This window comes from Shewanella electrodiphila (assembly GCF_023283985.1).
In the GTDB taxonomy this organism is placed as follows: domain Bacteria; phylum Pseudomonadota; class Gammaproteobacteria; order Enterobacterales; family Shewanellaceae; genus Shewanella; species Shewanella electrodiphila.
The window spans coordinates 652,083-677,601 of record NZ_JAKIKU010000001.1 but is presented as its reverse complement, the minus strand read 5'-3'; the positions used below and the strand labels follow the sequence as shown (position 1 = coordinate 677,601).

Below are 25,519 nucleotides of genomic sequence, written 5' to 3'. Positions count from 1 at the left end.
ATCTATTTTGTGTTACCGGAAGAAATATGAGCCAATCAATTAATCACAGTCGCAGAAACTTATTTCGTCGTAAAAAATTTGATGCGCAAAGACCACCTTGGGTAAAGTCTGATATTGAATTTACCGATGAGTGCACCCGCTGTAATGCCTGCATCGACGCATGCGAGACCAAGGTATTAGTTAAAGGCGACGGCGGTTTTCCGGAAATCAAATTTACTGAAGAAGAATGCACCTTTTGTCAGCAGTGTGCCACTGTGTGTAAAGAGCCCATTTTTGACCTAGCTCAAGAGCAACCATGGACGATTAAAGCGACTATTAATGACTCTTGTTTGACCTATAAAGGGGTTTGGTGTCAAAGCTGTAAAGATGCATGCGACCCAGGAGCGATTAGTTTTAAGATGGCGGTTGGCCAGGTACCAAAACCAATTATTGATACTGAAGCTTGTACTGGATGCGGCGCTTGTGTTTCGCCTTGTCCATCAGTGTCAATTAGTATCAATGAGTCAAAAATCGGCGATTAATGGTGATTTCTACTGAGCAGCGTCAGAAAAAGTCAGTGTCGTCAAAATATAATGGTTTTTTTTGATTTTATTTGCCGTTATATTAATGTTAATTTTTATAATAAAGCCATTTCGGTCGCTTATGTATAGTGGACTAATTTGCGAAAAAAGAGAGCCTACATGTTTAGTAAAAAAAGCCCTACCAGTAACTTAAGTTTCATCGCTAATGATTGTGAATTAACGGGTAATATTAAAGTCGCTGGAGATGTACTCATCGCGGGTAAAATCAATGGTGAAATTCGTGCATCAGGCAATGTAACTGTAGAACCTTCTGGCGTGATTACAGGTGGCGTAGTCTGTGTTGAAGCCACCGTTTCAGGCTTAATAAATGGCAATATAACTTGTGAGAAGCTTTCGATTACTAACACGGGAACCTTTGACGGTGAAGTGTACAGTAAACGTATGGAAATATTAGATAATGGGCAGTTTATTGGCTACCGTAAGGCCTATGACGAAAGCCTAGAATACAAGAGCTTGCTTAATGAAAAAGTGGTTAGCCCAGAAGCTGATAAATCAACTGATAACCCTCAGCTGTCAGCAGTTAACGCGTAACTGACAGCTAAAAACTAATAATTTAGTTATCGTTTGTATTGATAAAATACACTTGCTGCCACTCGCGAAGTAGCTCAACGAACTCTGCGGGTGGTCTATCAAGACTATCGATCGAAATATACAGATGAAACCCCAAATGACTTTCTAGGGTTTGACAACGATGCCCGAACATCGCTAATACACCTCGATAGCGATCCCCGTTCACCACTAATGGGGTAAATTCAGCCCCAAGATACGTTTCTAGACTCTGTAAATCTTCATCTTGTGTCGCAGCTGTCATTAATAACGGACGTTGTTCCCCTAATAACCCGGTTGCCAACCTCGGTGAAATACAATCTAAAATCGGATTAATTTGCTTTAATTTAAAACCAATATAAGGCAGTTCGATTAACTCAAGGTTTTGTGTCACTCTAGATACATCAACACGTTGAATATTGTCCCAACTAACATGCACTGTGCCACGTTGATGAAAGTAATCTAGTCCCGTCTCGGTCAGTTTAAAGCTTGCTTTAGGCTGATTAACTTTGGCTATCCCTAATATTAAACTCACACTGCCAAAACCAAATAACACAATGCCGATACCAAAAAGGTGCTGGGCATTGATAAACAATACCAGGCTGATAATCAGCGCTATTGCGCCAAAAACACTCAATGTGATGCCATTTCGTTTGCCAAATGGACTGATTACTAATGTTTTATCGTCTAGGTTTGCTTCATTAGACATTGGCAACTAACCCTTTGACTTTTATCCATAAAATACCGATATATTCGTGAATGGAGCGTTGCGATGTAAGCAAGTTACCAGCACTAAAACGCCACCAGTAACCAGGAGAACTTAAAAAGTTAGTTGGTGCAGCAACCGGTGAGAGTTCATTAGCAGTAAAAATCATCATCGAGCGAGGCATATGGGTCGCTGATGTCACTAAAATAAATGGTTTTTTACCAACAATGCTTTTCATTGAACGTGCTTCTTCGATGGTATCAAGTGCATCAGGGAAAGTGACGATGCTATCTTCGTTAACGCCTAGCTCAATTGCCGCTTGTTTCATGATGATGGCATGTGGTGTTGGGGTTAAGCCGCCGCTCCAGCCACTCACCACTAAAGTACACTGTTTATCTGAAAGCGACAGTTGCCTAATGCCCTCAGAAAGTCTTGACAAAGCGGTAGCCGATAATTGCTGAACTGCACTGATAGCGTTATTATCTCGATGGCCAGATCCCAGTACCATCACAAAACAAGCATCATGATTAATTTGTGTCAACGGTAACTCGTTAACTGGATATCTTGACTCTAAACTGTTCGCGAGGTTGGCAGAAATGAAAGAGTTACTAAATAGCATTAAGCAGGATATACCAACCAATAAACATAACTGGCCAAATGACTTAAATTTTTTAGCCTGAAAACGCCAAATAAAAAGTGCGAACAATAAACAAATTAAAATAAACGGCACCGGCATTACAAATTGCGACAGGCCTTTTTTAAACCAAAACATCAATTTCATCTGCTGTTTATCTGCTCAATTAGAAGGGACTAAAGTAAATTAGCTGTATTGTATCTTTTGCGACAGCAGATTGCGAAAATTACCGATATTCAATTAGATTTTGCAAATAAACCCAATAAAAAAGGTGCTCACGGAGCACCTTAATATCAGCTATTTATACTGGCAAAGCTTATTAATTGATGAGTTCCAACTAAGCGTTACTCTTTGCCCCACAACCATGCAGCGCCACGAACACCTGATGAAGCGCCAAATTCATTCTTAACCACAATTGTGTTGCACTCACGGCCGACTACGTATTTAGGTAACACTTTTGGTAGCTCAGTATAGATTGCATCAATATTTGACACCCCACCGCCTAATACAATCACATCAGGGTCTAACATATTAATCAGATGCGCTAATGAACGTGCTAAACGGTCGATATAGCGAACAAATGCTTGGGTCGCTAACGGATCACCTTCTGCCATCATTTGTGAAATTTGAATACCACTGTCTGCCACGCCGCCTGCTCGGCGAAAATCTCGCACCCAACCCGTGCCCGATATAAAGGTTTCAATACAATCTTTATTGCCACAAAAACATGAAGTGGAGTTGAATTCATCAGATGTCATCCAAGGCAGTGGATTATGTCCCCACTCACCTGCAATACCATTGCCGCCAGCATGCACTCGACCATTTATCGATAAACCGCCGCCACAACCAGTGCCAATAATAACCCCAAAGACCACACCTTTACCTGCAGCTGCGCCATCAACGGCTTCAGATACAGCAAAACAGTTTGCATCATTTGCAATGCGCACTTCTCTATCAAGACGTGCACTTAAATCTTTATCTAATGGATGGCCATTAATCCAAGTAGAATTTGAGTTTTTAACTAACCCTGTAAAGGGTGAAACCACTCCAGGGATCCCAACGCCAACCGAGCCTTTTTGTTGAGTCTCAGCTTCAGCCTCATCTACTAAACCAATAATGGCATCTAAGGTATCAGGATAATTTCTCGGGGTAGGAACACGTTTACGAAACAATTCGCTACCATCTTCAGCTAATGCCACTAATTCAATTTTTGTCCCGCCAAGATCAACACCCATGCGCATCATAGCTTTACTCTCCATTTAATTATAATCTGTCATTCGATACGCATTTGATGCTGCAACCCTGATGGCTCATAGAATGTTTAATGACTTAATCTCTGTGTGCTACCACTTCAATACACACAAATATGTTAGCCAATAAACAATACTAAGCTATGTACGCTCAAACCATTTTGGTGATGCTGCTATAAAATACGGATTTAAAATATTTTCTTTTTGGTTGTACTCAAGCGGTGTGAGTTCAGGGTAAATAAGCACCTGACCACCCGCACTTTCTAATACCGCTTGCGCCGCACCGGTATCCCACTCGCTAGTTAAGCCTAAACGTGGATATACATCAGCATTGCCTTCAGCAACTAAGCAAAACTTCAGCGAACTCCCCACACTTTGCATTTGGTGGTCGCCGATATTAGCAACGTATTCAGCAAGGCCAGGGCTAATATGTGAACGGCTACCGACCACAATAGGCTTATCATTAATCTGTTGCTGACTGATATCCAACACTTGCTGCTTTGCGTTGCTTTCTAACCATGCACCCTCGCCTAAGAGGCCTGAGTAGCATTTATTTAATACAGGGGCGTACACGACACCCGCCACGGCTTTGCCGTTATGGATAAGCGCTATGTTGACCGTAAACTCGCCATTGCGTTTAATAAATTCTTTGGTGCCATCTAATGGATCAATTAACCAATAGGTTGACCAGTTTCTTCTTACATTCCAATCAATGTCAGCAGCTTCTTCACTCATCACTGGTATATCAACAAAATGTTTTTCAAGTTCAGCGACAATCACATTATGGCTGGCGATATCGGCTGCCGTAACAGGGCTGTCATCTTGCTTTTGCTCAATTTGCAAGTCAGGCTTTGAATACACTTGCATAATCGCATCACCTGCCTGCTTGGCAATGGTAATGACGGTATCGAGCTGTGCTTTAGTTAAGCTTGTATGTTGTACTAATTTTTTATTACTCAAAGGGAATTCCTTAGAAAATACCGACATTTAAGCCAGAAAATTATCAACATACATTATGCCATCTTGCTTATTAAAGATTTATAACTATTTTGTTTGTCTTAGACATTTAACATGATTGAAATTAATGCCATTAAATGGCTTGTACCACGGGTTTTCTTTATTCACTCACACTAGATTTCTAACGTGATGTAATCTGATTTCACTCAAGGCTAAAACTTTATTGTTACTTATTTGTAACGCCAGCTTGATAGTAAGCCAAGAGCGATGAGCTTAAAACCCTCATCGCCTTGACTGCATTCGTATTCAAACTTATTTAGTCAACATCACATTATCAACTTGCATCACGACACCACTTTGATTACCCCATGCAGGAAAGATAACTAAAGGTGTATCCACTTGAGTTAAATCTAAACTAGAACCTGTATTGGCTACGACATCTGCAAGCGCTATTTTGTAGTGAGTCCAAACACCAATTTCAGGCGCATCAATCGCAAAGTCGCCTGAACTGCATGGATGACCACAGTCGACTTTAATATTAAATTCTTTTACTTCACGTGGGTCGCTGGTGACATTCAAATCAAACTCGACAAAGTTAAAGCTACTGACGTCTTGCTGAAAATTTGCACTTTGAAAATACACCACGGCTTCATTAGTATTAAAGCTAAATTGGCTCACAAGATTATTGTCACCACCAACATCAACCTGTTCAATTGCAACACTCCCTGTTGCCGCATAATGACCAATTTCAAAAGGCGCTTTAACTGCATCATCATAAACAATTAATTCATCAGATTGAGACACTTCATATTCATAGCGCACATTATCAATTTGCAGGCTCATATTGCCTAAAGGCTCTATCACAAAAGGGTTGGCTACCGAGGCTAAATCAACAAAGCTTCCCGGTGAAAATCGATTACCACTGGCAACAAGGTCGGCAATAGGTAAGCGAATTTCACTCCAAGTATTTAACTCGGGTAAAACCACGCTGGTGTCGCTAACATTGGGCCAGCCACTGTCTATTTTAACCAATAGTTCCACGTCATTATCGGTGCTAATGACATTCAAATCGAAAACTAACACGCCATTCGTCGCCCAATGGGATAAATCAGCCGTGGGAGGGTATGCAAAATACGCGTTCCCCGTTGCGCCAACCTTGTCTAACTGAAGCACTTCGCCGCGCCCTTCAACCTCAACAGCAGCAAGCGTGACAGAACCATCAGGGTTATAGCTGTCTAAGCTTAGCCCTTCGCTGAGCTCATCATCATATAAAATGAATTCTGGCCCAGCTCCAATATCAGTCGATGGCGTGGTGATTTCAGGTGCTGTATGGCCTTCGACCATTTCAGCGCTTTCGCTAATAGACGCACAGCCTTGTCCTGTTTCTGGCGAAACACTGCATTCATACACTCGTACATAATCCACTTCTAACGTCTGTGGGAATACGCTTTCATCCACCCCAGTATTATTGACATTCGCCGCCCACGTGCCGCCAACTGCTAGGTTTAAAATCATATGAAATGGCTGATTGTAAGGCGCATCTTCTGGAGCTCTTTGAAGGTTCCCATCTGCATCCGTGTATTGGCTATACCAGCCTGCTGAAGTTTGAGTGGCAAAATGTACCTCATCAACGTACCAACGGATCTCATCTTTTTCCCATTCCACTGCGTACACATGAAAATCGTCAGCAGGGTTTGCTCCTTCTGGCAGTGAGTATTCTGCGCCAGAATAAACATTTCCAGGCCATGCTTTGCCATAATGCAAAGTACCGTGAATACGAGACTCAGGCTCAGAACCTTCGGTAACTACTTTTAAATTCACCGCTTCCATGATGTCGATTTCGCCCGACCCCGCCCAAGGGCCATACACCCAATCCGTCGGTAACATCCAGATTGCAGGCCACGTTCCTTGGCCTTGAGGCATTTTGGCGCGGATCTCAAAACGGCCGTATTTCCAATCCCCTTTATGGGTGGAATCTAATCTTGCCGAGGTATAAGGTTGCTGCTTAGATGTATCGGTTGCATCGTAATTAGGATCGCCTAAAGCCACGGCTGGACCGCTAAAATCTTCTCGCTCAGCCGTTATCACTAACATGCCATCAGCTACTTTGCTGTTTTCATCACGCTGGGTATAACACTGATGTTCTTCATTGCCCCCGCCATAACAGTTATGGGCAAGATTCCATTTTTCTAGATCAATCGCAGTTCCGTCAAACTCATCACTCCAAACTAATGTCCACAGGCTTTCTTGTGGCTGTTCGACGGTGTTATCAACCGGTGTAATATCATTTTCTGTTGAGCTATCTGAACCACAACCAACTAGCAATGCTGCGGCGATACTCATACTGGTGAAGGTTAAAGTTGATGTTAATTTTTTCATTTTCCCCCCAAGGAAATAGTAAAATGACTTGAAAAAAATCCAACAAAATCCCTTACAAAGTTAATTGCAAGTTCACAACAGTGCAGGAGTTATTGCCAGTTGATTGTCTTAACAATCAACTGGCAAAGATTAATTAAGGCGCTGGACAGGTAATCGTGGCGTCATTAGCCGCATTAGGCACAATCAGTAAATCACTGAAATTAATTTCGGCTTTACCTTCTGTCGCAATATAGAAAGGTGTATTGATATTGCCAAACTCAACTTGCTGATTTGCAAAACACTTCAAATCAACACTAATAGTTTGCCAAGTTCCAACTGACTCATTTAAGGCTCCTGCAATATCAACATCTGCGCGGCAATCTCTATCGCACGCCACACCTAACATGACCGGTTTTTCAACCTTGTTGGTGGTTTTAATTAATACAGATAAAGCGGCATTACTGTTTGAATAAGCACGTAAGTCACGTGGGAAGTTACTGATTAACCCAACAAAGCCCATGCCTGTTCCGTTAAAGTTCACTAACCTTGCGTCTTCTTGCACTGCTTTATCAAAGGTTCTTAAGGTCAATGCATCATTTTTTTGAATACTGCTACTTACTGTCTCCATTGAGGTTTCTGTACCAATAATCAGTTTCCAAGGTGCTTTTACAGCTCGCTCAAATAAGGCTAACGTTTCAAGCTTAGCGTCAGATGCAAAGTTATCTTCTGAAAGCGTATCTGACACCTGGCTTTTTTCACCGTATTTAAGACCATAACCATAGGCAAATAAGGGTTGGTAGTCTTCATCATTCACATTAACCGACGTTTGCTGCGGCGTTGTTGGCCATGAGAAAGATAGCTTACCGACAAAGTCAGCATTGACTTTTCCATCTATCTCAGTGAAAAGTACTTGAGCTACGCCATCACCTTCTGTGCCAGGTAACCAAGCAGCGACAAAGGCGTCTGATGCGTTTAATTCAGGGTTAACCCACATAGGACGGCCACTGATAAATACTGAAACCACAGGAATACCCTGAGATTTTAATGATTGCAGTAAAGCTAAATCACGCTTATCTCCACGTTGGTATTCAAGGTTATCAATGTCGCCATTACCTTCTGCATACGGCTCTTCACCAAATACCACAATTGCCACATCAGGTTTGTTTGTTGCGTCAAATTGACCATCAACACTTAACCAAGCTTGACCACCCGCAGCATCCACAGTTTGCTCAATACCCGCAAAAATCGAAGTTGCACCTGGGAAATCTTCATTTAAGTTATCAGTACCCTGCCAAGTAATACTCCAACCACCAGATTGCTTACCGATATTATCGGCTGCATCACCCGCCACTAAAACTTTGGAATTTGGCGCTAATGGTAAAATGTTAGCGTTATTTTTAAGCAGTACTAGTGACTCACGCACCGCTTGTCTTGCGACATCTCGATGCGCTTTAGCACCAATTAATTCTGTTTTGCCTGAAATAGCGCGATTAGCAGGACTTGGCTTTTCAAATAAACCAGCTCTGAATTTAACTCTAAGAATACGTCTTACAGCATCATCAACACGTGCTTGACTAATTTCGCCATCTTTAACTTGGGCAATAGTGTTTTCGTAAAGAGGTTTCCAAGCACTGGTTGGCACCATGAATACATCTAGGCCTGCATTGGCAGCTTGAGCACATGATTCATTAGTACAGCCGTCAACTTGGCCATGACCGTTCCAGTCACCTACCACAAAACCATCAAAACCCATTTTGTCTTTTAATACATCATTAAGTAGGTATTTTTCGCCGTGGATTTTTTTACCTTGCCAGCTATTAAATGACGCCATGACGGTTTGCGCGCCAGCAGTTAAACCGCCAACATAACCCTGAGCATGGATATCAAATAAGTCTTGCTCTGAGTCTAGGTTTTGCCCCTGATCAATACCCTTTTCTGTTCCACCATCACCCAAGAAATGTTTTACCGTTGAAATGACATGTTGGTCAGATAAAAAGTCATCACCGACTTTTCCCTGCAAACCTTCAACAATCGAGTGCGAGTAAGCTTTAACAATGCGTGGATCTTCTGAGTAACCTTCATAGGTTCTTCCCCAGCGATCATCCCTTACAACCGCAACCGTTGGAGCAAACACCCAATCAATACCTGTTACCATTACTTCTTTGGCTGTAATGGCAGCAATATCACGGATCAAGTCTGGATTATTCGCCGCACCCAAACCAATGTTATGGGGAAACAAGGTAGCACCAATGACATTGTTATGACCATGAACCGCATCGGTTCCCCACATTGTTGGAATAGCGATACCATCAACGCTGTCGTCCATAGATGCTTGGTACATATCTTCAGCTAACTTAATCCAGTCCGCAGGTGTTGCGTGTTTATCATCATTTGGATAAGCTCCGCCGCCATTCAAATAAGAACCAAATCCATACTTACGCATATCTTCAACGGTGATATCACGGATTTCAGGCTGGATCATCTGAGCAATTTTTTGCTCTAAGGTCATTTTTTCCATTAACGATGAAATGCGCTGTTCAAGTTCAGCATCTTTCGCTAATGGAATCGCAAGCTTTGGCCAAATATCAATATTATTTACTGTCGCTACGTCAGTGGTTTTGGCTGCAATTTCTACTTCAACCACAGGCTGTTTATCCGCTTTAACAGATGCCATTGGCACATCCTTGTTTTCACCTGAACAAGCCGATAGCCCCATCAATACGGTTAATACTTGCAGTGGCAATGCTAATTGCTTCCTTGCGATAACCTTATTTGCCTTTTTCATAAAATTTGCCTTATGTATTCTTGTCATAAATTCTATATTTGTTTTTAAATGTTTCATCATTTAGCGTTTCAGTCGAATATTACGCAGCTTCTGGGCGTTTAGCTTTACTGCCCACTAAACCGTAATAAGCAATAAAGGCGTAACACACTAGCGGTAAAACAAACGCCAATTGAATGCCAAAGGTATCAGCTAGCATGCCTTGCAATAATGGGACAATCGCACCACCAACAATCGCTAAACACAAGACACCAGAACCTTGACTGGTATGCTGCTTTAAATCTGTTAACGCTAAGCTAAAGATCGTTGGGAACATAATAGAATTGCATAGTCCAACCAATAGCAATGCCCACATTGCTGTTGTGCCTTCAGATAACATCGCTACTGCCACTAATAAAACTGCGCAGGTAGCGTTAAATGCTAGCACTTTGCCTGCAGCTATTTTTTGCATCACCAAAGCACCAATAAAGCGACCAACCATTGCACCACCAAAATAATAAGCAATGTACTTAGCAGCTTGCGATTCAGTAAATCCACCAATGTCAGGCTGAGTCAAAAAGTTAATTAAAAAACTACCTATGCCAACTTCGGCGCCAACATAAACAAAGATACCTACAGCGCCTAATACCAAATGTGGATATTTCCACGCACTACCTGTGCCCTTTTGTTGTTTGGTTTTTTGCTCGCTAATACCAAGAACGGGTAACTTTAAAATGAAGAAAATAATCGCTAGCACACACAAGGCGCCAGCTAACATTAAATAAGGAACTTGCACTGTACTAGCTTGATGTACAGCTGCAATAGATGACTCTGCCGCACTAGAAGCTGCTTCATGGGGTTGATTACTTAAAATCAAGTAACTGCCAAAAAATGGCGCGACTGTGGTACCAAGCGCATTAAATGCTTGAGTCATGGTTAATCTTGAAGACGCGGTTTCTGCAGGGCCTAATGCACTCACATAAGGATTAGCGGCAACTTGTAATATGGTGATACCCGATGCTAATACAAAAAAAGCACTTAAGAACATCCAATAAGAGGCATAGCTCGCTGACGGGTAAAAGAGTAAGCAACCTGCGCAGGCAATAGCCAGTCCGGTAACAATCCCTTTTTGATATCCAATTTTACCGACTAAAGAGCCCGCAGGAATTGATACAATAAAATAGGCGCCAAAGAAACAAAACTGAACTAACATCGCTTGGGTATAGCTTAATTCAAACATATTTTTTAAATATGGAATTAAGATGTCATTTAAACAGGTTAAAAAACCCCACATGAAAAATAGTGAGGTTAATGCCATCAAAGCAAACCGAAAATTCCCAGTTTGATGAACACTCCCCATTTCTGCAGCATCTGCATTTAACGGTGCGTTAGCCATGACATTTCCTCTTTAATTATTATGTATTTATGGTTTAAGTCTATCTAAGCACCCTTGTTCTACATCTTTGGTAGTACATGGATAGGCCGTTTCGAGAATTATCTAAATCAATTATTGACGTTTGGTTAATTAATCACTAATCTCGATGTAAGCGCTTTCATTTTTAACATACCGATAACGAAAGTCAACGATTTTTATCAGTAAAAATTGTAACAGCACCTCAGTAACCGCCTGTGTTTAGGCCTTTGAAGCGCTGTAGGCAGAATTACATCAGAAACATATTAAGTGAATAATAAATATGAAAATATCATTACCATCAGATTCTAAAATGCACTCAAAAGAATTTACTTTTGGTGTTGCAACCGCCTCTTTTCAAATTGAAGGAGCGGCTGATTCTCGCTTACCTTGTATCTGGGATACCTTCTGCGCAACACCAGACAAAATCCGTGACGGTTCTGACGGCAAACAAGCTTGCGAGCATGTGGCATTATGGAAAGATGATGTTGAGCTGATTGAATCTTTGGGAGTTGATGCTTATCGATTATCTATTTCTTGGGGGCGTGTGATTAATCAAGATGGTAGCCTCAATCAAGAAGGTGTGAGCTTTTATACTAACTTGATGGATAATCTTATCGCCCGAGGGATAAAGGTATATGCCACGCTTTATCATTGGGATCTACCACAACATATTGAAGATCAAGGTGGTTGGTTAAATAGAAAGACTGCCTACCTCTTCCAAGACTACGCCGATAAAATCACTCAAGCACTTGGTGATCGCGTACATTCTTACGCCACATTAAATGAACCTTTTTGTAGCTCTTATTTAGGCTATGAGATTGGTATTCATGCACCAGGCCTTGCAACAAAAGCCTATGGTCGTAAATCTGCGCACCACTTATTGCTTGCTCACGGTCTTGCCATGCAAGTGATTCAAAAGAACTGCCCAAACGCATTAAACGGTATCGTGCTTAACTTCACTCCTTGTTACCCTTATTCTGACAAGCCAGCTGATATCAAAGCCAGCCAAATTGCTGATGACTACTTTAATCAGTGGTATATAAAACCAATAATGAATGGTAAATATCCTGAAATAATTAATGATTTTGATGACGGTGACAAACCAGATATTGAACCTGGGGACATGGACATTATTAGTCAACCAATCGACTTTTTAGGAATTAACTTTTATACCCGAGCCGTGTATCAAGCTTGCAGTGAAAACCAGTTTGAACAAATTGATATGAAAGATGCCCCTAAAACTGATATCGGTTGGGAAATTTACCCTGCTGCCTTCACCGACTTATTAACTAGCTTACATAACACCTATACATTACCGCCAATTTACATCACTGAAAATGGCGCAGCTATGGATGATAAAATTGTTGATGACGCGGTAAATGATTTAGACAGACTTGAATATTACCAAGCGCATTTAAATGCGGTTAATGATGCTATTGAGCAAGGCGTTAAAATCGATGGTTATTTTGCATGGAGCTTAATGGATAATTTTGAATGGGCAGAGGGCTATTTAAAACGCTTTGGGATAGTGTATGTTGATTACCAAACACAAAAACGAACAATAAAACACAGTGGTCTTGCCTACCGCGACTTTATCAGCCAAAGAGCTGAATAATAGCAAAATAAAAATAATGCCCAACACCCTACATTAGAAAAATAATAACCCGAAAGAGGTTTGCATGATTAGCGTTAAAGAGAAGATAGCCTATGGATTAGGTGATACAGCCAGTAATATCGTTTTCCAAACGGTGATGTTATTTCTTACGTTTTTTTATACTGACATATTTGGTATTTCACCTGCATTTGTCGGCACAATGTTTCTGGCTGTTCGTTTTATCGATGCAATAACCGACCCCTTAATGGGCGCACTCACTGATAGAACAGAAACCAAATGGGGTAAATTCCGTCCTTACCTTATGTGGTTTGCTCTGCCTTTTGGCTTAATTAGTGTTTTAGCATTTACGACACCTGACTTAGCTGAAGAAGGCAAAATGATTTACGCCTTTGTCACCTATACAGCATTAATGATGGTCTATACCGCGATCAACATTCCTTATTGTGCATTAGGTGGTGTATTAACAGCCGATCCCAAAGAGCGAGTTTCAGTACAGTCTTACCGCTTTGTGTTTGCCATGATTGGCGGTTTAATGGTGTCAGGATTAACATTACCTTTAGTTGAATATTTCGGCCAAGGCGATCAAGCTAAAGGTTATCAACTGACCATTGCAGCAATGAGCGCATTGGGCGTGGTGATGTTTATTCTGTGTTTTCTTGGCACAAAAGAGCGCTTACACCCGCCGAAAGATCAAAACTTAAGCTTTAAAAGAGATTTCAAGTTACTGTGGCAAAACGATCAGTGGCGTATTCTATCTATAGCCGCTATATGGCTGTTATCAGGCATGGTGCTTAAAACCAGCTTAGCAATCTATTACGTTAAGTATTATTTGCATATGCCAGACTCAATCACTTTATTCATTACTCTTGGTATGATTGGTAATATATTTGGCTGTATTTTAGCTGAGCCTTTAGCTAAACGAGTCTGTAAGGTCAAAGCTTATATCACCATTCAATTCATTGCTGCTGCTCTGTGTATTGCGGCCTATTTTGTCTCAGGCGACCAAGTTGAACTCGCATTTGCACTATTTATAGTGTGGGGCTTTACGTTTAATATGGGCACCCCACTACTATGGGCGAAAATGGCAGACGTAGTTGACTACGGTCAGTTTAAGACTGGCGTAAGAATTACCGGAATGATTTATTCTTCAGTTATTTTCTTTATCAAGTTAGGTGTTGCGATTGGTGGTGCAGCCGCTGGTTGGTTGCTGGCATTATATGGTTACCAAGCTGATGTTGAACAAACCCAAGCAACTCAACAAGGGATTTTGATTTCATTTACTATCTACCCTGCAGTGGGATCAATTATCGTGGCTATCGTCATGAAATGGTACAAGTTAGACAATGAACAAGTTGAGAAAGTGCACGCTGCAATTACACAATAAATATGCTCAATAGTCACTAATGAATATATATTCATAAATTGTAGAAACTTATTAATTACAGAGCTTGATATAATTGATAAGCACAACAGATAATACTGTTTATTTGGCGAACTGATTTATTAATGTTCGTCAAATAAAACCGTTTTTTAATGAATGTGCTAAATAGTTCATGCTAGTCTAACCGACGTTTTGACTCTCATCATTAGCTAGACAGTATTAAATAGGGATATATGGCGACAATATATGACGTATCAGTTTTAGCAGGCGTTTCACTCGCGACAGTGTCCCGAGTGATGAATAACAACACTAAAGTCAGCGAAAAAACGAAACAGAAAGTATTAAGTGCAATGGATCAATTGGGATATCGTCCAAATACCATTGCGCAGTCCCTTGCGTCTAACCGTTCAAATAGTGTCGGTGTGTTAGTGTCTCAATTAGACGGCCCCTATTACGGCCCAATGATGACTGAGATTGAAACTGCACTTCGAGCGGGCAATAAACACGTTATCATTGCAGCTGGACACAGTGATGAGTCCCAAGAAAAAGACGGTGTTGAGTTTTTAATGAGTCGAGGCTGTGATGCGTTAATTCTTGACGTAGAAGCTGTTGATGATGAATATCTGATTAAGTTGCACCAGGGTGATACTCCCATCGTGCTGATTAACCGCTACATCGAAGAAATCAGTGATGCTTGTGTTTATTTAGATAATGATCTTGGTGGTTACCTGGCCACCAAACACATTCTCAGCCATGGACATAAAGACATTGCGTATATCTCAGGCCCCAAATTTAAACTCGACGCTCAAGACCGATTACATGGTCATCAACGGGCATTAACTGAATTTGGTGTCGAATTTGATGAGCAACTGTGCTTTGAGGGAGACTTTAAAGAGCACAGCGGCTGTTTAGCAATGGAGCACTTACTTAGCGTCAAAAAGACTTTTACCGCAGTAGTGTGTGCTAACGATCAAATGGCCTCTGGTGCCATTGCAGTATGCCTTGAAAAAGGCATGAAAATCCCACAAGAGTTGTCATTTGTGGGATACGATAACATCCCTTTCCCACAATATATCTCCCCTAAACTCACGACAGTGAATAACCCGATCCATGAAATGGGCAAAATGGCTGCATTTTGGGTATTAAAGCATGTTTATAATGACCCTAAAGCTGAAGTTGAAAATACCTTTACACCACAGTTAATAGTTAGAGATTCGGCAACTAAGCCTTCTGACAACCACAACAAACAATTATAAGCCCAACAAACAATTATAAGTGCAAAGCACCAATCCCTAGATGATTGCCTGTCAGACCCAATTTAGCCGCGACTTATGCGGCTTTTTAATTAGCAGCATTCAAGCTTGCTACATCAAAAATCAATTCTTATACCTTACTTCGCATTTCTCAAGTTATTGCACAACTAGTCTTATTTCAATATGGGGATCTGCCACCAGTTTCAGGCCTGCTTTTCTGCTTACTGCTTACTGCTTACTGCTTACTGCTTACTGCTTACTGCTTACTGCTTACTGCTTACTGCTTACTGCTTACTGCTTTGCGTATTTTCTAAAATAGTATCTAAATTCATGGCAATTTTTGACTCCGAAATTGACCTAATACTCATTTAAAAACACTATTCATTTGTCATACAATATGTGTAAAAACAAGCATGTAACTGCACTAAACTGTCTTTATATTGAAATTAGCTTCCATAATCTGCAACAACCACCTTCCCTAGCGTATTTATTTCAAAAAAAATGTAAGCGCTATCACAAAATTATTTCTTTTTTTATTTTAGATAAAACTGCTAAATAGTAAATTATTAATGTTTTTATTCAGCAACTTAAGATTTCTTGTTTTGTTTTGCCACAAAAACAAAGTTAACAACTTGTGATTTTTTGTAGCAATTATTGTTGACGCTGTTAACAAATTAATCTAGTTTTATGTAAGCGCTTACATTAACTTTTACATAAAGGCTTTTCAAAGCGTTTACAAATGATGAATAAAACATATTACGTGAATGCGTAATCCGAATAAAAAAATCAGAGAGTAGTAGCCTGAGATCTAGTCGAGGGGAGACTTAGATGAAATTTAGAACATTTAAAAAGACCAGAATTGCCACTAGTTTGTCGGTAGTACTGAGTGCAAGTACCATGATGCCAGCATTCGCAGCTGATGAAGCCGCTGCAGATGAAAACATTGAAGTACTTCAAGTCACGGGTATTCGCGGAAGCTTAATTAAATCAATGGATTTAAAACGTAGCTCTAACGGTATCGTTGATGCAATTAACGCTGAAGACATTGGTAAGTTCCCAGACAGTAACTTAGCTGAGTCTTTGCAACGTATTACGGGTGTATCAATCGACAGACAAAATGGTGAAGGTAGCCGTGTTTCTGTTCGTGGTTTCGGTGCAGACCAAAACTTGGTTATGCTCAATAACCGTCAAATGCCAGTAACAACCGGTTCTCGCTCTTTTGACTTCGCTAACATTGCATCAGAAGCAATTAGTGCTGTTGAAGTTGAGAAAACAAGCCAAGCGAAAAACTCAACTGGTGGTATTGGCGCAACAATTAATGTTCTAACTCATCGCCCACTAAGCTCTCCAGGCCTTAAAGCGACTTTCGGTGTTAAAGCTGTTGATGATCAATCAACTGATGAAGGCTCTGTTACACCAGAACTATCAGGTTTATATTCAAATACATTTGCTGATGGCAAATTTGGTATATCTATTTCTGCGAGTTACCAAGAACGTGAAAGCGGTAACCAACAAGCTCAAGTCGGCACAGGCTGGCGTAGCTTCCCAGGTATTGTTGACCAAGACTGGGGCGGCGATAATGCAGAATGGGGCGGCGTACCAAAAGATGACAATCAAATTAACCGTCCAGGTGAAGATGATGTTTACGCAGTGCCACAAACAACGGTTTACCGTTTTGAAGAGCAGCAACGTACCCGTACTAATGGTCAGTTAGTTTTACAATACGAGCCAATTGACTCGTTACGTGCAACTCTAGATTACACTTATATGCAAAATGATGTTGATACCCAATCACATGATGTATCTGCATGGTTTAACTTTGTTCCTACTCAAGAAAGTACTTGGTCAGATGGCCCAGTATCATCTCCATTGGTTTACTCTGAAACTTACCCTGATGGCGGCGCTGATTTATCAATGGCCGCGGGTGATTACGGAACACGTGATGAAAGTGGCTCTTTAGGCTTTAATTTAGAGTGGGATGCAACTGATAACTTATTCTTATCATTGGATTACCATACTTCAGAAGCAGAGCGTTCACCTAATAGCCCTAACGGTAGTAACAGTAACTTAAGTACTGCAGCATTTATTCGTACAAGCGCTGCAACTGATTTCACCGGTGACGTACCAGTACTCGCTGTTGGTGGTGGTAATGCTGTTCGTCCTGAAGATATGCGTGTTACTGGTTCAGTATTTGGTAATGCTCGTAATAAATCAGAAGTTGAACAACTACAAATCAATGGTACTTACGTCTTTGAAGAGGCTGGTAGCATCGACTTTGGTATCGCAGCAACTGACGTAAATAATCACTCTCAATCAGTAAACGTACAACGTAATGACTGGGGTGGTGTTGGCGCTGAAGGCGATTTTGACCCATCATGGTTCCCAGCGGGTAGCGTTCAAGATAAATTTGACGGTTCACAAGGTGACTTCTCAGATTATGAAGGCTCAGCCTCTATTGACCCACAAGATGTGATTTTCCTTTGGGATTTTGAAGCGGTTCGCGCTCGCGCTGCTGAACTATACGGCTCTACAGCTGTTGGTGATTGTGGTAACGGTTTCTGTCCATCTACTGATTATGCAAGTGATACCGACCGTTTCACTCAAGAAGAGTCACAATCAGCATATGTTCAATATAACTACGAAGGCGAATGGGGCGATATGCCATTTGATGTTCACTTCGGCGTACGTTATGAAAAAACAGATGTTGAATCTAAGTCAGCGGTTTCATCTTATGACCAAGCAACTTGGATAGCAGAAACAGAAATTGCACTTCAAAGCACTACATCTGATAACCGTGTATTTGGTACTCAAACAGGTTCGTATGATTACTTTTTACCAAGTTTCAACTTCAATATTGAAGTCGTAGAAGATATTTATTTACGTGCTGCATACAGTGAAACAATTGGTCGACCAGACTACACCTCTATTCAAGGTGGTACGACAGTTGGAACACTAGCTAACCGTGGTGGTGGTAGTGGTGAATCAGGTAACCCAAGCTTATTACCACTTGAATCAACTAACTATGATTTCTCTGGTGAGTGGTACTACGCAGATGCGAGTTATGTCTCTGTCGGTTACTTCCGTAAAGACGTAACAAACTTTATTGATAGTAACCCTGTAAATTCTACTATTTATGAAATTGCAGATCCATCAAATGGTGTTTACGTTGCAGAAGCTATTGCCGCTGGAAATGTAACAGCCATTGATCAGCGACAGTGGATTTACGACACTTATGGTGCAACCGATCCAAATGTCACTCTAAACCCAGATAACGGCAATATTGAAATCACTGGTAACCCTGGTGACCCAAGCCTTAACTTTGTACTAACAACGCCTTCAAACAGTAGCGACAGTTCTGTGATTGATGGTTGGGAATTTGCAGTACAGCACTTCTTTGGCGAGTCAGGTTTCGGCATGCAAGCTAACTACACGTTAGTAAATGCAGGCGACTCTTATGACAATTACAACCTAAACCGACCTGGTGATGATCCGCAAAATGTACTAACCAACATCAGTGATACGGCTAACGTTGTTGCCATCTATGAAAACTATGGCTTCTCTGCTCGTTTAGCATGGAACTGGCGTGATGAGTTCTTGAACTCAACAGGTGACGGCACCGGTGCTAACCCATCATATACTGAAGAATATTCGCAAGTTGATTTCAATATTGGTTATGACATCGCTGCAGTTGAAGGCCTAACAGTATTCTTCGAAGGGTTAAACATCACTGAAGAAAATACGCGAACTCATGGTCGTTCAACTACTCAAGTATTGAACTACACCCAAACAGGAGCTCGATACAGTCTAGGTGCACGTTATACATTCTAACTTGAACACGTTTTAAAAAATGTAAACTAAGGTCGTTTGAGGTGACTATCATGGTCACCTCTTTTTTAAGCTACATCCGTTAGCAACATGGACGTTGCACCTTTTTTATGAATTTACAATTCTCTCTCATTATTACAAATTATTACTTACAAACACTTGTAAGCGATTGAAAAATATTCAATGCTAGTCAAGCACTAGCCGAAAAAATGACTCTATCGATACGAATTAAAGTTATTAAAACTGGCCTTAACTACAAAATATAAAATAGGCATTTTATGGCACAAGCGATTCAAAACATTATTATTGTTGGCGGCGGCACTGCAGGTTGGTTAACAGCAGGAATACTGGCTGCTGAGCACAACGCTGATAATGGCAAGCTATCGCCCTCTCCTAAGCTCAATATCACTTTAATAGAATCTCCAGATGTGCCGACCATTGGCGTAGGTGAAGGCACTTGGCCTTCAATGCGCAGCACACTCAAAAATATCGGCATCAGTGAAACTGAGTTTTTAATCCATTGCGACGCAAGTTTTAAGCAAGGTTCGCGTTTTTTCAACTGGACTCACTCAGCTGATACACACAATCGCTCCGGCGAGCAATATCTTCATCCTTTCAGTTTACCTATAGGAACAAACGAATTAGATCTTTGTTCTTACTGGATGCCACACAGAGAGCAAGTCAGCTTTGCAGATGCTGTTGGTCAGCAAAATCAATTAAGCCAATTATTTTTAGCGCCTAAACAAATCACTACAGGTGAGTATCAATTTCAAAATAATTACGGCTACCACCTTAACGCAGGTAAGTTTAGCCAGCTGTTGCAAAAGCATTGCACCGAAAAACTTGGCGTGACTCATATTCAAGACCATGTCACCAGTATTCACAAAAACGACAATGGGGATATTAGCCACTTAGCAACCAAGCAATCAGGCATCCTCAAGGCTGACTTTTTTGTGGATTGTACTGGAGTCAAATCTTTACTGCTTGGTGAGCAGTTAAGCGTTCCATTTATATGCCAAAAGTCGGTGTTATTTAATGATTCCGCTTTAGCGGTACAAGTCCCCTACCCAAGCCCTGACTCAGAGATTGCTTCATGCACTCATTCTACTGCGCAAACAAATGGTTGGATTTGGGATATTGGTTTACCGACAAGACGAGGCGTCGGTCATGTCTATTCATCGAGTCATACCGATCAAGAACAAGCAGAAAAGCAGCTTATCAATTACCTTAGACCCACAGTCAATATTGATGTGGATAATCTAGAGTTCAAGAAACTTTCTATTGCACCGGGGCATCGACAAGTCTGCTGGAAAAACAATTGTTTGGCTATCGGTATGGCTGCAGGCTTTATCGAGCCTTTAGAAGCATCAGCGCTAGCATTAGTTGAATGGAGTGCCAATACCCTTGCTAAGCAATTACCTGCGAATAGACAAGTAATGGATATTGTTGCCTCTCGAGTCAATCAACGTTTTAGCCAACATTGGCAGCAAATTATCGAATTTTTAAAGCTGCATTATGTCCTGAGTAAAAGAAGCGACAGTGACTATTGGCATGACCATCGTGAGTCATCAACGATACCGGATTCTTTACAACAACAAATCGAGCTGTGGCGAACTCAAGCGCCGAATATACACGACATTCAACATACAGATGTGTTATTTCCAGCTGCGAGTTTTCAATTCGTGCTTTATGGTATGGAATTTCAGACCATGGTGCCAACTCAACTAAAGCCGTCATTGCAACATAAAGCTCAACAATTTTTCAGTGAAAATATAAAACGTACACAAGGCTTAAAGCAAATATTGCCCACCAACCGAGAGTTGCTGGCAAAAATTTCACAATATGGATTACCTAAGATTTAGTCGAAATACAATAATAAACGACAAATTACACTCGCTATTACAAGACCAATTACACATAACAATAAACACAGCTAAGACTGTATTTGATTAGGATGTCAGCATGAATAAACCAGTATTACTCAATAGTGTCGATCATAAAGACTTAAAAATTATTACTGAACGCTCAGAAAAATTCGGTGATAACCTTTGGTACACAGTGACCTTTCCAGCCGAATTTAGAAGTGTACAGGCGCATTATCCAATCTTTTTTCAAAAAGACAGTAATACCGGCCAATTCTATTCTGTTGCTATGTTTGGCTTCCAACATAAAGAAAACTTGTTTCTTCAAGATGGTAAATGGCAAGCGGCCTATATTCCATTAACTGTCCGCCGCCAACCTTTTTTAATCGGTCAGCAAACTGTACAGGAAGATGGTGTTGAGCAGGTTCAACGTGTGATTCATTTAGATCCAAACCATCCTAGAATCAATGAAGCCGAAGGTGAGCCGCTATTCTTCCCATACGGTGGTAACACCCCTTACCTTGATGAAGTCGGTGAAATGCTTGAAACCATTCACCATGGCTTAATCGATAGCAAAAACTTTATTGAAACCCTGATCAAACTTGAATTGCTTGAGTCATTTACTCTAGACATTGAGCTTGATAACGGTGAAAAGCACCAAATGATTGGTTTTTACACCATCAATGAACAAACCCTTGCCATGCTTCCCGCGGAAACACTCGCTGAACTGCATCAGCAAGGTTATCTCAGCGCTATTTATATGACGTTGGCATCACAATCAAATATAAGACAGCTTTTGAACTTCAAAAATGCTCAGACAAGTGCTTAACGCTGTATCAGGCACATCTATAAGGTTGTTGTAAATGGATACGAAACAGACAGTAAGAGTGATTGAAAACAGCTCAATGAGTGACATCATTGATAAGATTGAGTCAATCGACGAACCCGTTATTTTTAAAGGAGCTTGTGCCCACTGGCCTTTAGTGGAAGCTGGCCTTAAAAGTGCTGAAGATGCGGCTCAATACTTACTGTCTTTTTATCAGCAAACCCCAGTAACTGCCTATTACGTGGCACCAGAACATAAAGGCCGCGTATTTTATAACGATCAAGTTAATGGCTTTAATTATCAGGCCGCCCAGCTTAATTTACATCAGGTGATTGATAAGCTATTTACCCATAAAGATGATGACTTTCCGCCAAGTATCTATATGGGTTCAACTGAGATTAATCAGTTTCTGCCAGGTTTAGCAGATAAAAACAGCCTAAAGCTTGAGTCTATTAAGCCGCTAACCAGCGTCTGGTTAGGTAATCAATCTCGAATAGCAGCACATTTTGATTTCCCGCAAAATCTTGCCTGTAACGTTGTTGGCAAGCGTACTTTTACCCTATTCCCACCCGAACAAGTCGGTAATTTATACATTGGCCCGATGGAGTTTGCCCCTGGTGGCCAAGAAATTAGTATGGTCGACTTTGATGCGCCCGACTTTGATAAATACCCTAAATATAAACATGCCCTTGCAGCGGCTCAAACCGCTGAGCTTGAGCCAGGTGATGTGCTATATGTTCCTAGTATGTGGTGGCATCAAGTAAGTGGTGTAGAAGCCTTTAATGTGTTGATAACCCATTGGTGGCGAGACACGCCAGCTTATCTAGGTAGACCGAATAACGCGCTGGCAATGGCAATGTTAAGTCTTCGCTCACTGCCTAAAGCACAACGACAAGCTTGGAAAGCCATGTTCAATCACTACATATTTGATCATGATGACGATGACGTCAGTCATATCCCGAAAGATGCTCAAGGGATGCAGACTAAACCTCTGGATGATATCAATGCTCGAAAGCTTAGAGCGGACTTAATTAATAAGTTAAAGCGATAAACTCATAAAAAAGCGAGTTCATTAATTTTCAAACAACGAATAATAAAGAGTTAATCACTATTTTGTGAATTGATCGTAAGGAAATTCTGTTATGCAAAAGCAAGCCTCTGAAAAAGCAAACGCTTCAAACAAGCCAATTAGAAAAGTTGTCATCGCAGGTGGTGGCACCGCTGGCTGGATGGCCGCTGCTGCATTAACAAAACTGCTAGGTAAAAACTTAGAAGTGGTACTGGTTGAATCCGATCAAATAGGCACTGTAGGTGTCGGTGAAGCCACCATTCCTACGTTACATATTTTTCATCGTTTATTAGGCATTAAAGAACAAGATGTCATGGCTGCCACCAATGCCACTTTTAAATTAGGTATTTCATTTGAAAATTGGCACGATGTGGGAAAAGATTACATTCACTCCTTTGGTTTTCTCGGCAAAGATTGCTGGGCCTGTGGTTTCCAACATTTTTGGCTGAAAGGCCAACAACGTGGCATCGTCAGTGAAATCGGCGACTATTGTACTGAGCATTTAGCGGCGCGAGAAGGTCGCTTTGCTGTACTGCCGAATCAAGATTACAACCATGCGTATCATATGGATGCGACGCTTTACGCTAAATTCTTACGTGCCATTGCCGAGCAACATGGCATCACTCGTATAGAAGGCAAAATTAATGATGTCTTGCAACATGAAGATAGCGGCAATATTAAAGCCTTACAACTTGACTCAGGCGAAATCGTGGAAGGTGATTTATTCCTTGATTGCACGGGTTTTAGAGCCATGCTTATCGAAGGCACACTCAATACAGGTTTTGATGATTGGAGCCATTGGTTACCGTGTGATAGCGCGATTGCAGTGCAAACCAAAACCACCGAAAAACCGATTCCTTATACTCGCTCAATCGCTCGTGATTCAGGTTGGCAATGGCGGATTCCACTTCAAAGCCGTACCGGTAATGGCATCGTTTTTTGCAGTAAATACATGAGTGATGAAGATGCCAAAACCACGTTAATGAACAATATTGAAGGTGAGCCGTTAACTGACCCTCGTGTGATTAAGTTCCGCACTGGCAGTCGCCGTAAAACATGGCATAAAAACTGTGTCGCAATTGGTTTATCATCTGGTTTTTTAGAGCCGTTAGAGTCCACCAGCATCCACCTTATTCAACGAGGTATTGTGCGTCTTCTGCAAATGTTCCCTTCACAAGGTATTGTTGAAGAAGACATTAATGAATTTAATGAGCAAACTCGCACAGAAACTGAAAACATCCGCGATTTTATTGTATTGCATTATAAGGTCACAGACCGCACTGATACTCGCTTCTGGCGCTATTGTAAAAATATGAGCGTACCTTCATCGTTGCAACATCGTATCGATATGTTTGATGCTTCTGGCAAAGTGTATAAACACGGTAATGAATTATTTGGCGAAAGTTCTTGGATACAGGTAATGATTGGCCAAGGTTTAGCACCGAAACAATATCACCCAATCGTCGATATGATGGAAGATGAAGAGCTGGAACACTTCTTAGGCTCAATCAAAGCAAAAGCGAAACAGAAAGTCTCGAATTTGCCTGATCATTATCATTTTGTGCAGCATTACTGTAAGTCAAAAATGCTTTAACTAATCATGATTGAGTTTATTTAGAATTAAGCCAGTAAGGTTGTTTATGACAGAACCACATTCGCAAACAGTGCCAAAGCAAGTATCTAGTGCTAAGCCAACAGATCTCAATCCAATGGTACGCGTCAACAAGCCATTGAAACCAGAGATCCATTATATTGGTGAACAAAAAACACCTGTGATTGTTATCGATGACTTTACTGCTGACATCTCTGAACTACAACATTGTGCTAATCAAATCGACTTTAACTTAGACAAAGGTTCTTATTATCCTGGGATAAGAGCCAAACTGCCTAGAGATTATGTGATTGAAGTATTAAACCACGTATTTCAATTGATTTATGATGTTTACAAAATACCCACTAACCTTCGCATCAAACCTCAAGCAACGTACTTTTCGTTAATCAATCGCCAGCCAGAAAGTTTGACGACGTTACAACGTATTCCACACTTTGATACCCCGGCCCCCTATTATTTTGCATTACTGCAGTACCTTAACGAAGAAGACCATGGGGCAACGGCATTTTTTAAGCACATTCCCACACAATTCGAACGTATTACCCAAGCCAATATGGATGAATACTTCCGAGCTGCAGAGCCCTATTTACAAGAACTAGCTCCGCATCCGGCAAAATATTTTGTCGAAAGTAATCAGTATTACCAACAACATCATCAAATCGAATATAAACAACATCGATTGGTGATATATCCGGGTAATTTGTTGCATTCAACTTTAGTCTGTCCTAAAACAGATATTGATAGTAACCCCCAAACAGGCCGCTTAACGGCCAATATATTCATCAATGTCAGCTAATTATGCTGGTGAACTCTTTGCCAATTGACATTGTTAACCTCATAAAAAATATCTTTTATTAATCTATCAAGGA

At 41.0% G+C, this 25,519-nt stretch carries 18 protein-coding genes; 11 read left to right on the top strand and 7 right to left on the bottom strand.

Annotation, left to right across the window (positions count from 1 at the left end; genetic code table 11):
* Nucleotides 1-26 precede the first annotated feature (26 nt).
* Together napF and L2737_RS02920 are read left to right on the top strand one after the other, a co-directional pair.
* The gene (gene napF, locus L2737_RS02925) at nt 27-521 is read left to right on the top strand and encodes a ferredoxin-type protein NapF (RefSeq protein WP_248954718.1); all 495 of its coding nucleotides are present in this window, start codon (nt 27-29) and stop codon (nt 519-521) included.
* 159 nt (nt 522-680) lie between these two features.
* Nucleotides 681-1,112 carry a bactofilin family protein gene (locus tag L2737_RS02920; RefSeq protein WP_248954717.1) on the top strand — a complete coding sequence of 144 codons (432 nt, stop codon included), beginning with the start codon at nt 681-683 and terminating at the stop codon, nt 1,110-1,112.
* 22 nt (nt 1,113-1,134) lie between these two features.
* Here L2737_RS02920 and L2737_RS02915 read toward each other — a convergent pair whose 3' ends face one another.
* The 7 genes from L2737_RS02915 to L2737_RS02885 form a co-directional block, all read right to left on the bottom strand.
* Nucleotides 1,135-1,836 carry a DUF2982 domain-containing protein gene (locus L2737_RS02915; protein ID WP_248954716.1) on the bottom strand — a complete coding sequence of 234 codons (702 nt, stop codon included), beginning with the start codon at nt 1,834-1,836 and terminating at the stop codon, nt 1,135-1,137.
* A complete protein-coding gene (locus tag L2737_RS02910) occupies nt 1,829-2,374 on the bottom strand; it encodes a YdcF family protein (protein ID WP_346349185.1) in 546 nt (181 codons plus the stop codon). The genes L2737_RS02915 and L2737_RS02910 overlap by 8 nt, the downstream gene beginning before the upstream one ends.
* Nucleotides 2,375-2,811: 437 nt before the next feature.
* A complete protein-coding gene (mak, locus tag L2737_RS02905; protein ID WP_248954821.1) occupies nt 2,812-3,711 on the bottom strand; it encodes a fructokinase in 900 nt (299 codons plus the stop codon).
* 147 nt (nt 3,712-3,858) lie between these two features.
* Nucleotides 3,859-4,677, bottom strand: a complete 819-nt coding sequence (gene cysQ / locus L2737_RS02900) for a 3'(2'),5'-bisphosphate nucleotidase CysQ (protein WP_229368896.1) — start codon at nt 4,675-4,677, stop codon at nt 3,859-3,861.
* Nucleotides 4,678-4,986: 309 nt separating this feature from the next.
* The gene (locus tag L2737_RS02895) at nt 4,987-7,053 is read right to left on the bottom strand and encodes a glycoside hydrolase family 16 protein (RefSeq protein ID WP_248954714.1); all 2,067 of its coding nucleotides are present in this window, start codon (nt 7,051-7,053) and stop codon (nt 4,987-4,989) included.
* 133 nt (nt 7,054-7,186) lie between these two features.
* Nucleotides 7,187-9,817: a glycoside hydrolase family 3 protein gene (locus L2737_RS02890; RefSeq protein ID WP_248954713.1), complete on the bottom strand. Its 2,631-nt coding sequence runs from the start codon at nt 9,815-9,817 to the stop codon at nt 7,187-7,189.
* A gap of 79 nt (nt 9,818-9,896) precedes the next feature.
* The gene (locus tag L2737_RS02885; protein WP_248954712.1) at nt 9,897-11,189 is read right to left on the bottom strand and encodes a sugar MFS transporter; all 1,293 of its coding nucleotides are present in this window, start codon (nt 11,187-11,189) and stop codon (nt 9,897-9,899) included.
* 298 nt (nt 11,190-11,487) lie between these two features.
* On the opposite strand from L2737_RS02885, the gene L2737_RS02880 reads away from it, so the two are divergent.
* The 9 genes from L2737_RS02880 to L2737_RS02840 all read left to right on the top strand — a co-directional run bounded on the left by L2737_RS02880 (nt 11,488) and on the right by L2737_RS02840 (nt 25,446).
* Nucleotides 11,488-12,822, top strand: coding sequence for a GH1 family beta-glucosidase (locus tag L2737_RS02880; protein WP_248954711.1), 1,335 nt, complete (start codon nt 11,488-11,490; stop codon nt 12,820-12,822).
* Between the two features lie 64 nt (nt 12,823-12,886).
* Nucleotides 12,887-14,206, top strand: coding sequence for a glycoside-pentoside-hexuronide (GPH):cation symporter (locus L2737_RS02875; RefSeq protein WP_229368900.1), 1,320 nt, complete (start codon nt 12,887-12,889; stop codon nt 14,204-14,206).
* A gap of 230 nt (nt 14,207-14,436) precedes the next feature.
* Entirely contained in the window at nt 14,437-15,459 is a 1,023-nt protein-coding gene (locus L2737_RS02870; RefSeq protein WP_102526283.1) for a LacI family DNA-binding transcriptional regulator, read from the top strand.
* Nucleotides 15,460-16,284: 825 nt separating this feature from the next.
* On the top strand, nt 16,285-19,284 hold the full coding sequence (locus tag L2737_RS02865; protein WP_102526282.1) for a TonB-dependent receptor: 3,000 nt from the start codon (nt 16,285-16,287) through the stop codon (nt 19,282-19,284).
* 275 nt (nt 19,285-19,559) lie between these two features.
* Nucleotides 19,560-21,143 carry a tryptophan halogenase family protein gene (locus tag L2737_RS02860; RefSeq protein ID WP_248954709.1) on the top strand — a complete coding sequence of 528 codons (1,584 nt, stop codon included), beginning with the start codon at nt 19,560-19,562 and terminating at the stop codon, nt 21,141-21,143.
* A 100-nt stretch (nt 21,144-21,243) separates the two neighbouring features.
* Nucleotides 21,244-21,972 (top strand): SapC family protein, encoded by a 729-nt coding sequence (locus L2737_RS02855; protein WP_102526280.1) that lies wholly within the window; start codon nt 21,244-21,246, stop codon nt 21,970-21,972.
* A gap of 34 nt (nt 21,973-22,006) precedes the next feature.
* The gene (locus L2737_RS02850) at nt 22,007-23,020 is read left to right on the top strand and encodes a cupin-like domain-containing protein (protein ID WP_248954708.1); all 1,014 of its coding nucleotides are present in this window, start codon (nt 22,007-22,009) and stop codon (nt 23,018-23,020) included.
* 91 nt (nt 23,021-23,111) lie between these two features.
* Nucleotides 23,112-24,632 carry a tryptophan halogenase family protein gene (locus tag L2737_RS02845; RefSeq protein WP_248954707.1) on the top strand — a complete coding sequence of 507 codons (1,521 nt, stop codon included), beginning with the start codon at nt 23,112-23,114 and terminating at the stop codon, nt 24,630-24,632.
* Between the two features lie 46 nt (nt 24,633-24,678).
* A complete protein-coding gene (locus tag L2737_RS02840) occupies nt 24,679-25,446 on the top strand; it encodes a DUF6445 family protein (protein WP_248954706.1) in 768 nt (255 codons plus the stop codon).
* The last annotated feature ends 73 nt before the right edge of the window (nt 25,447-25,519 follow it).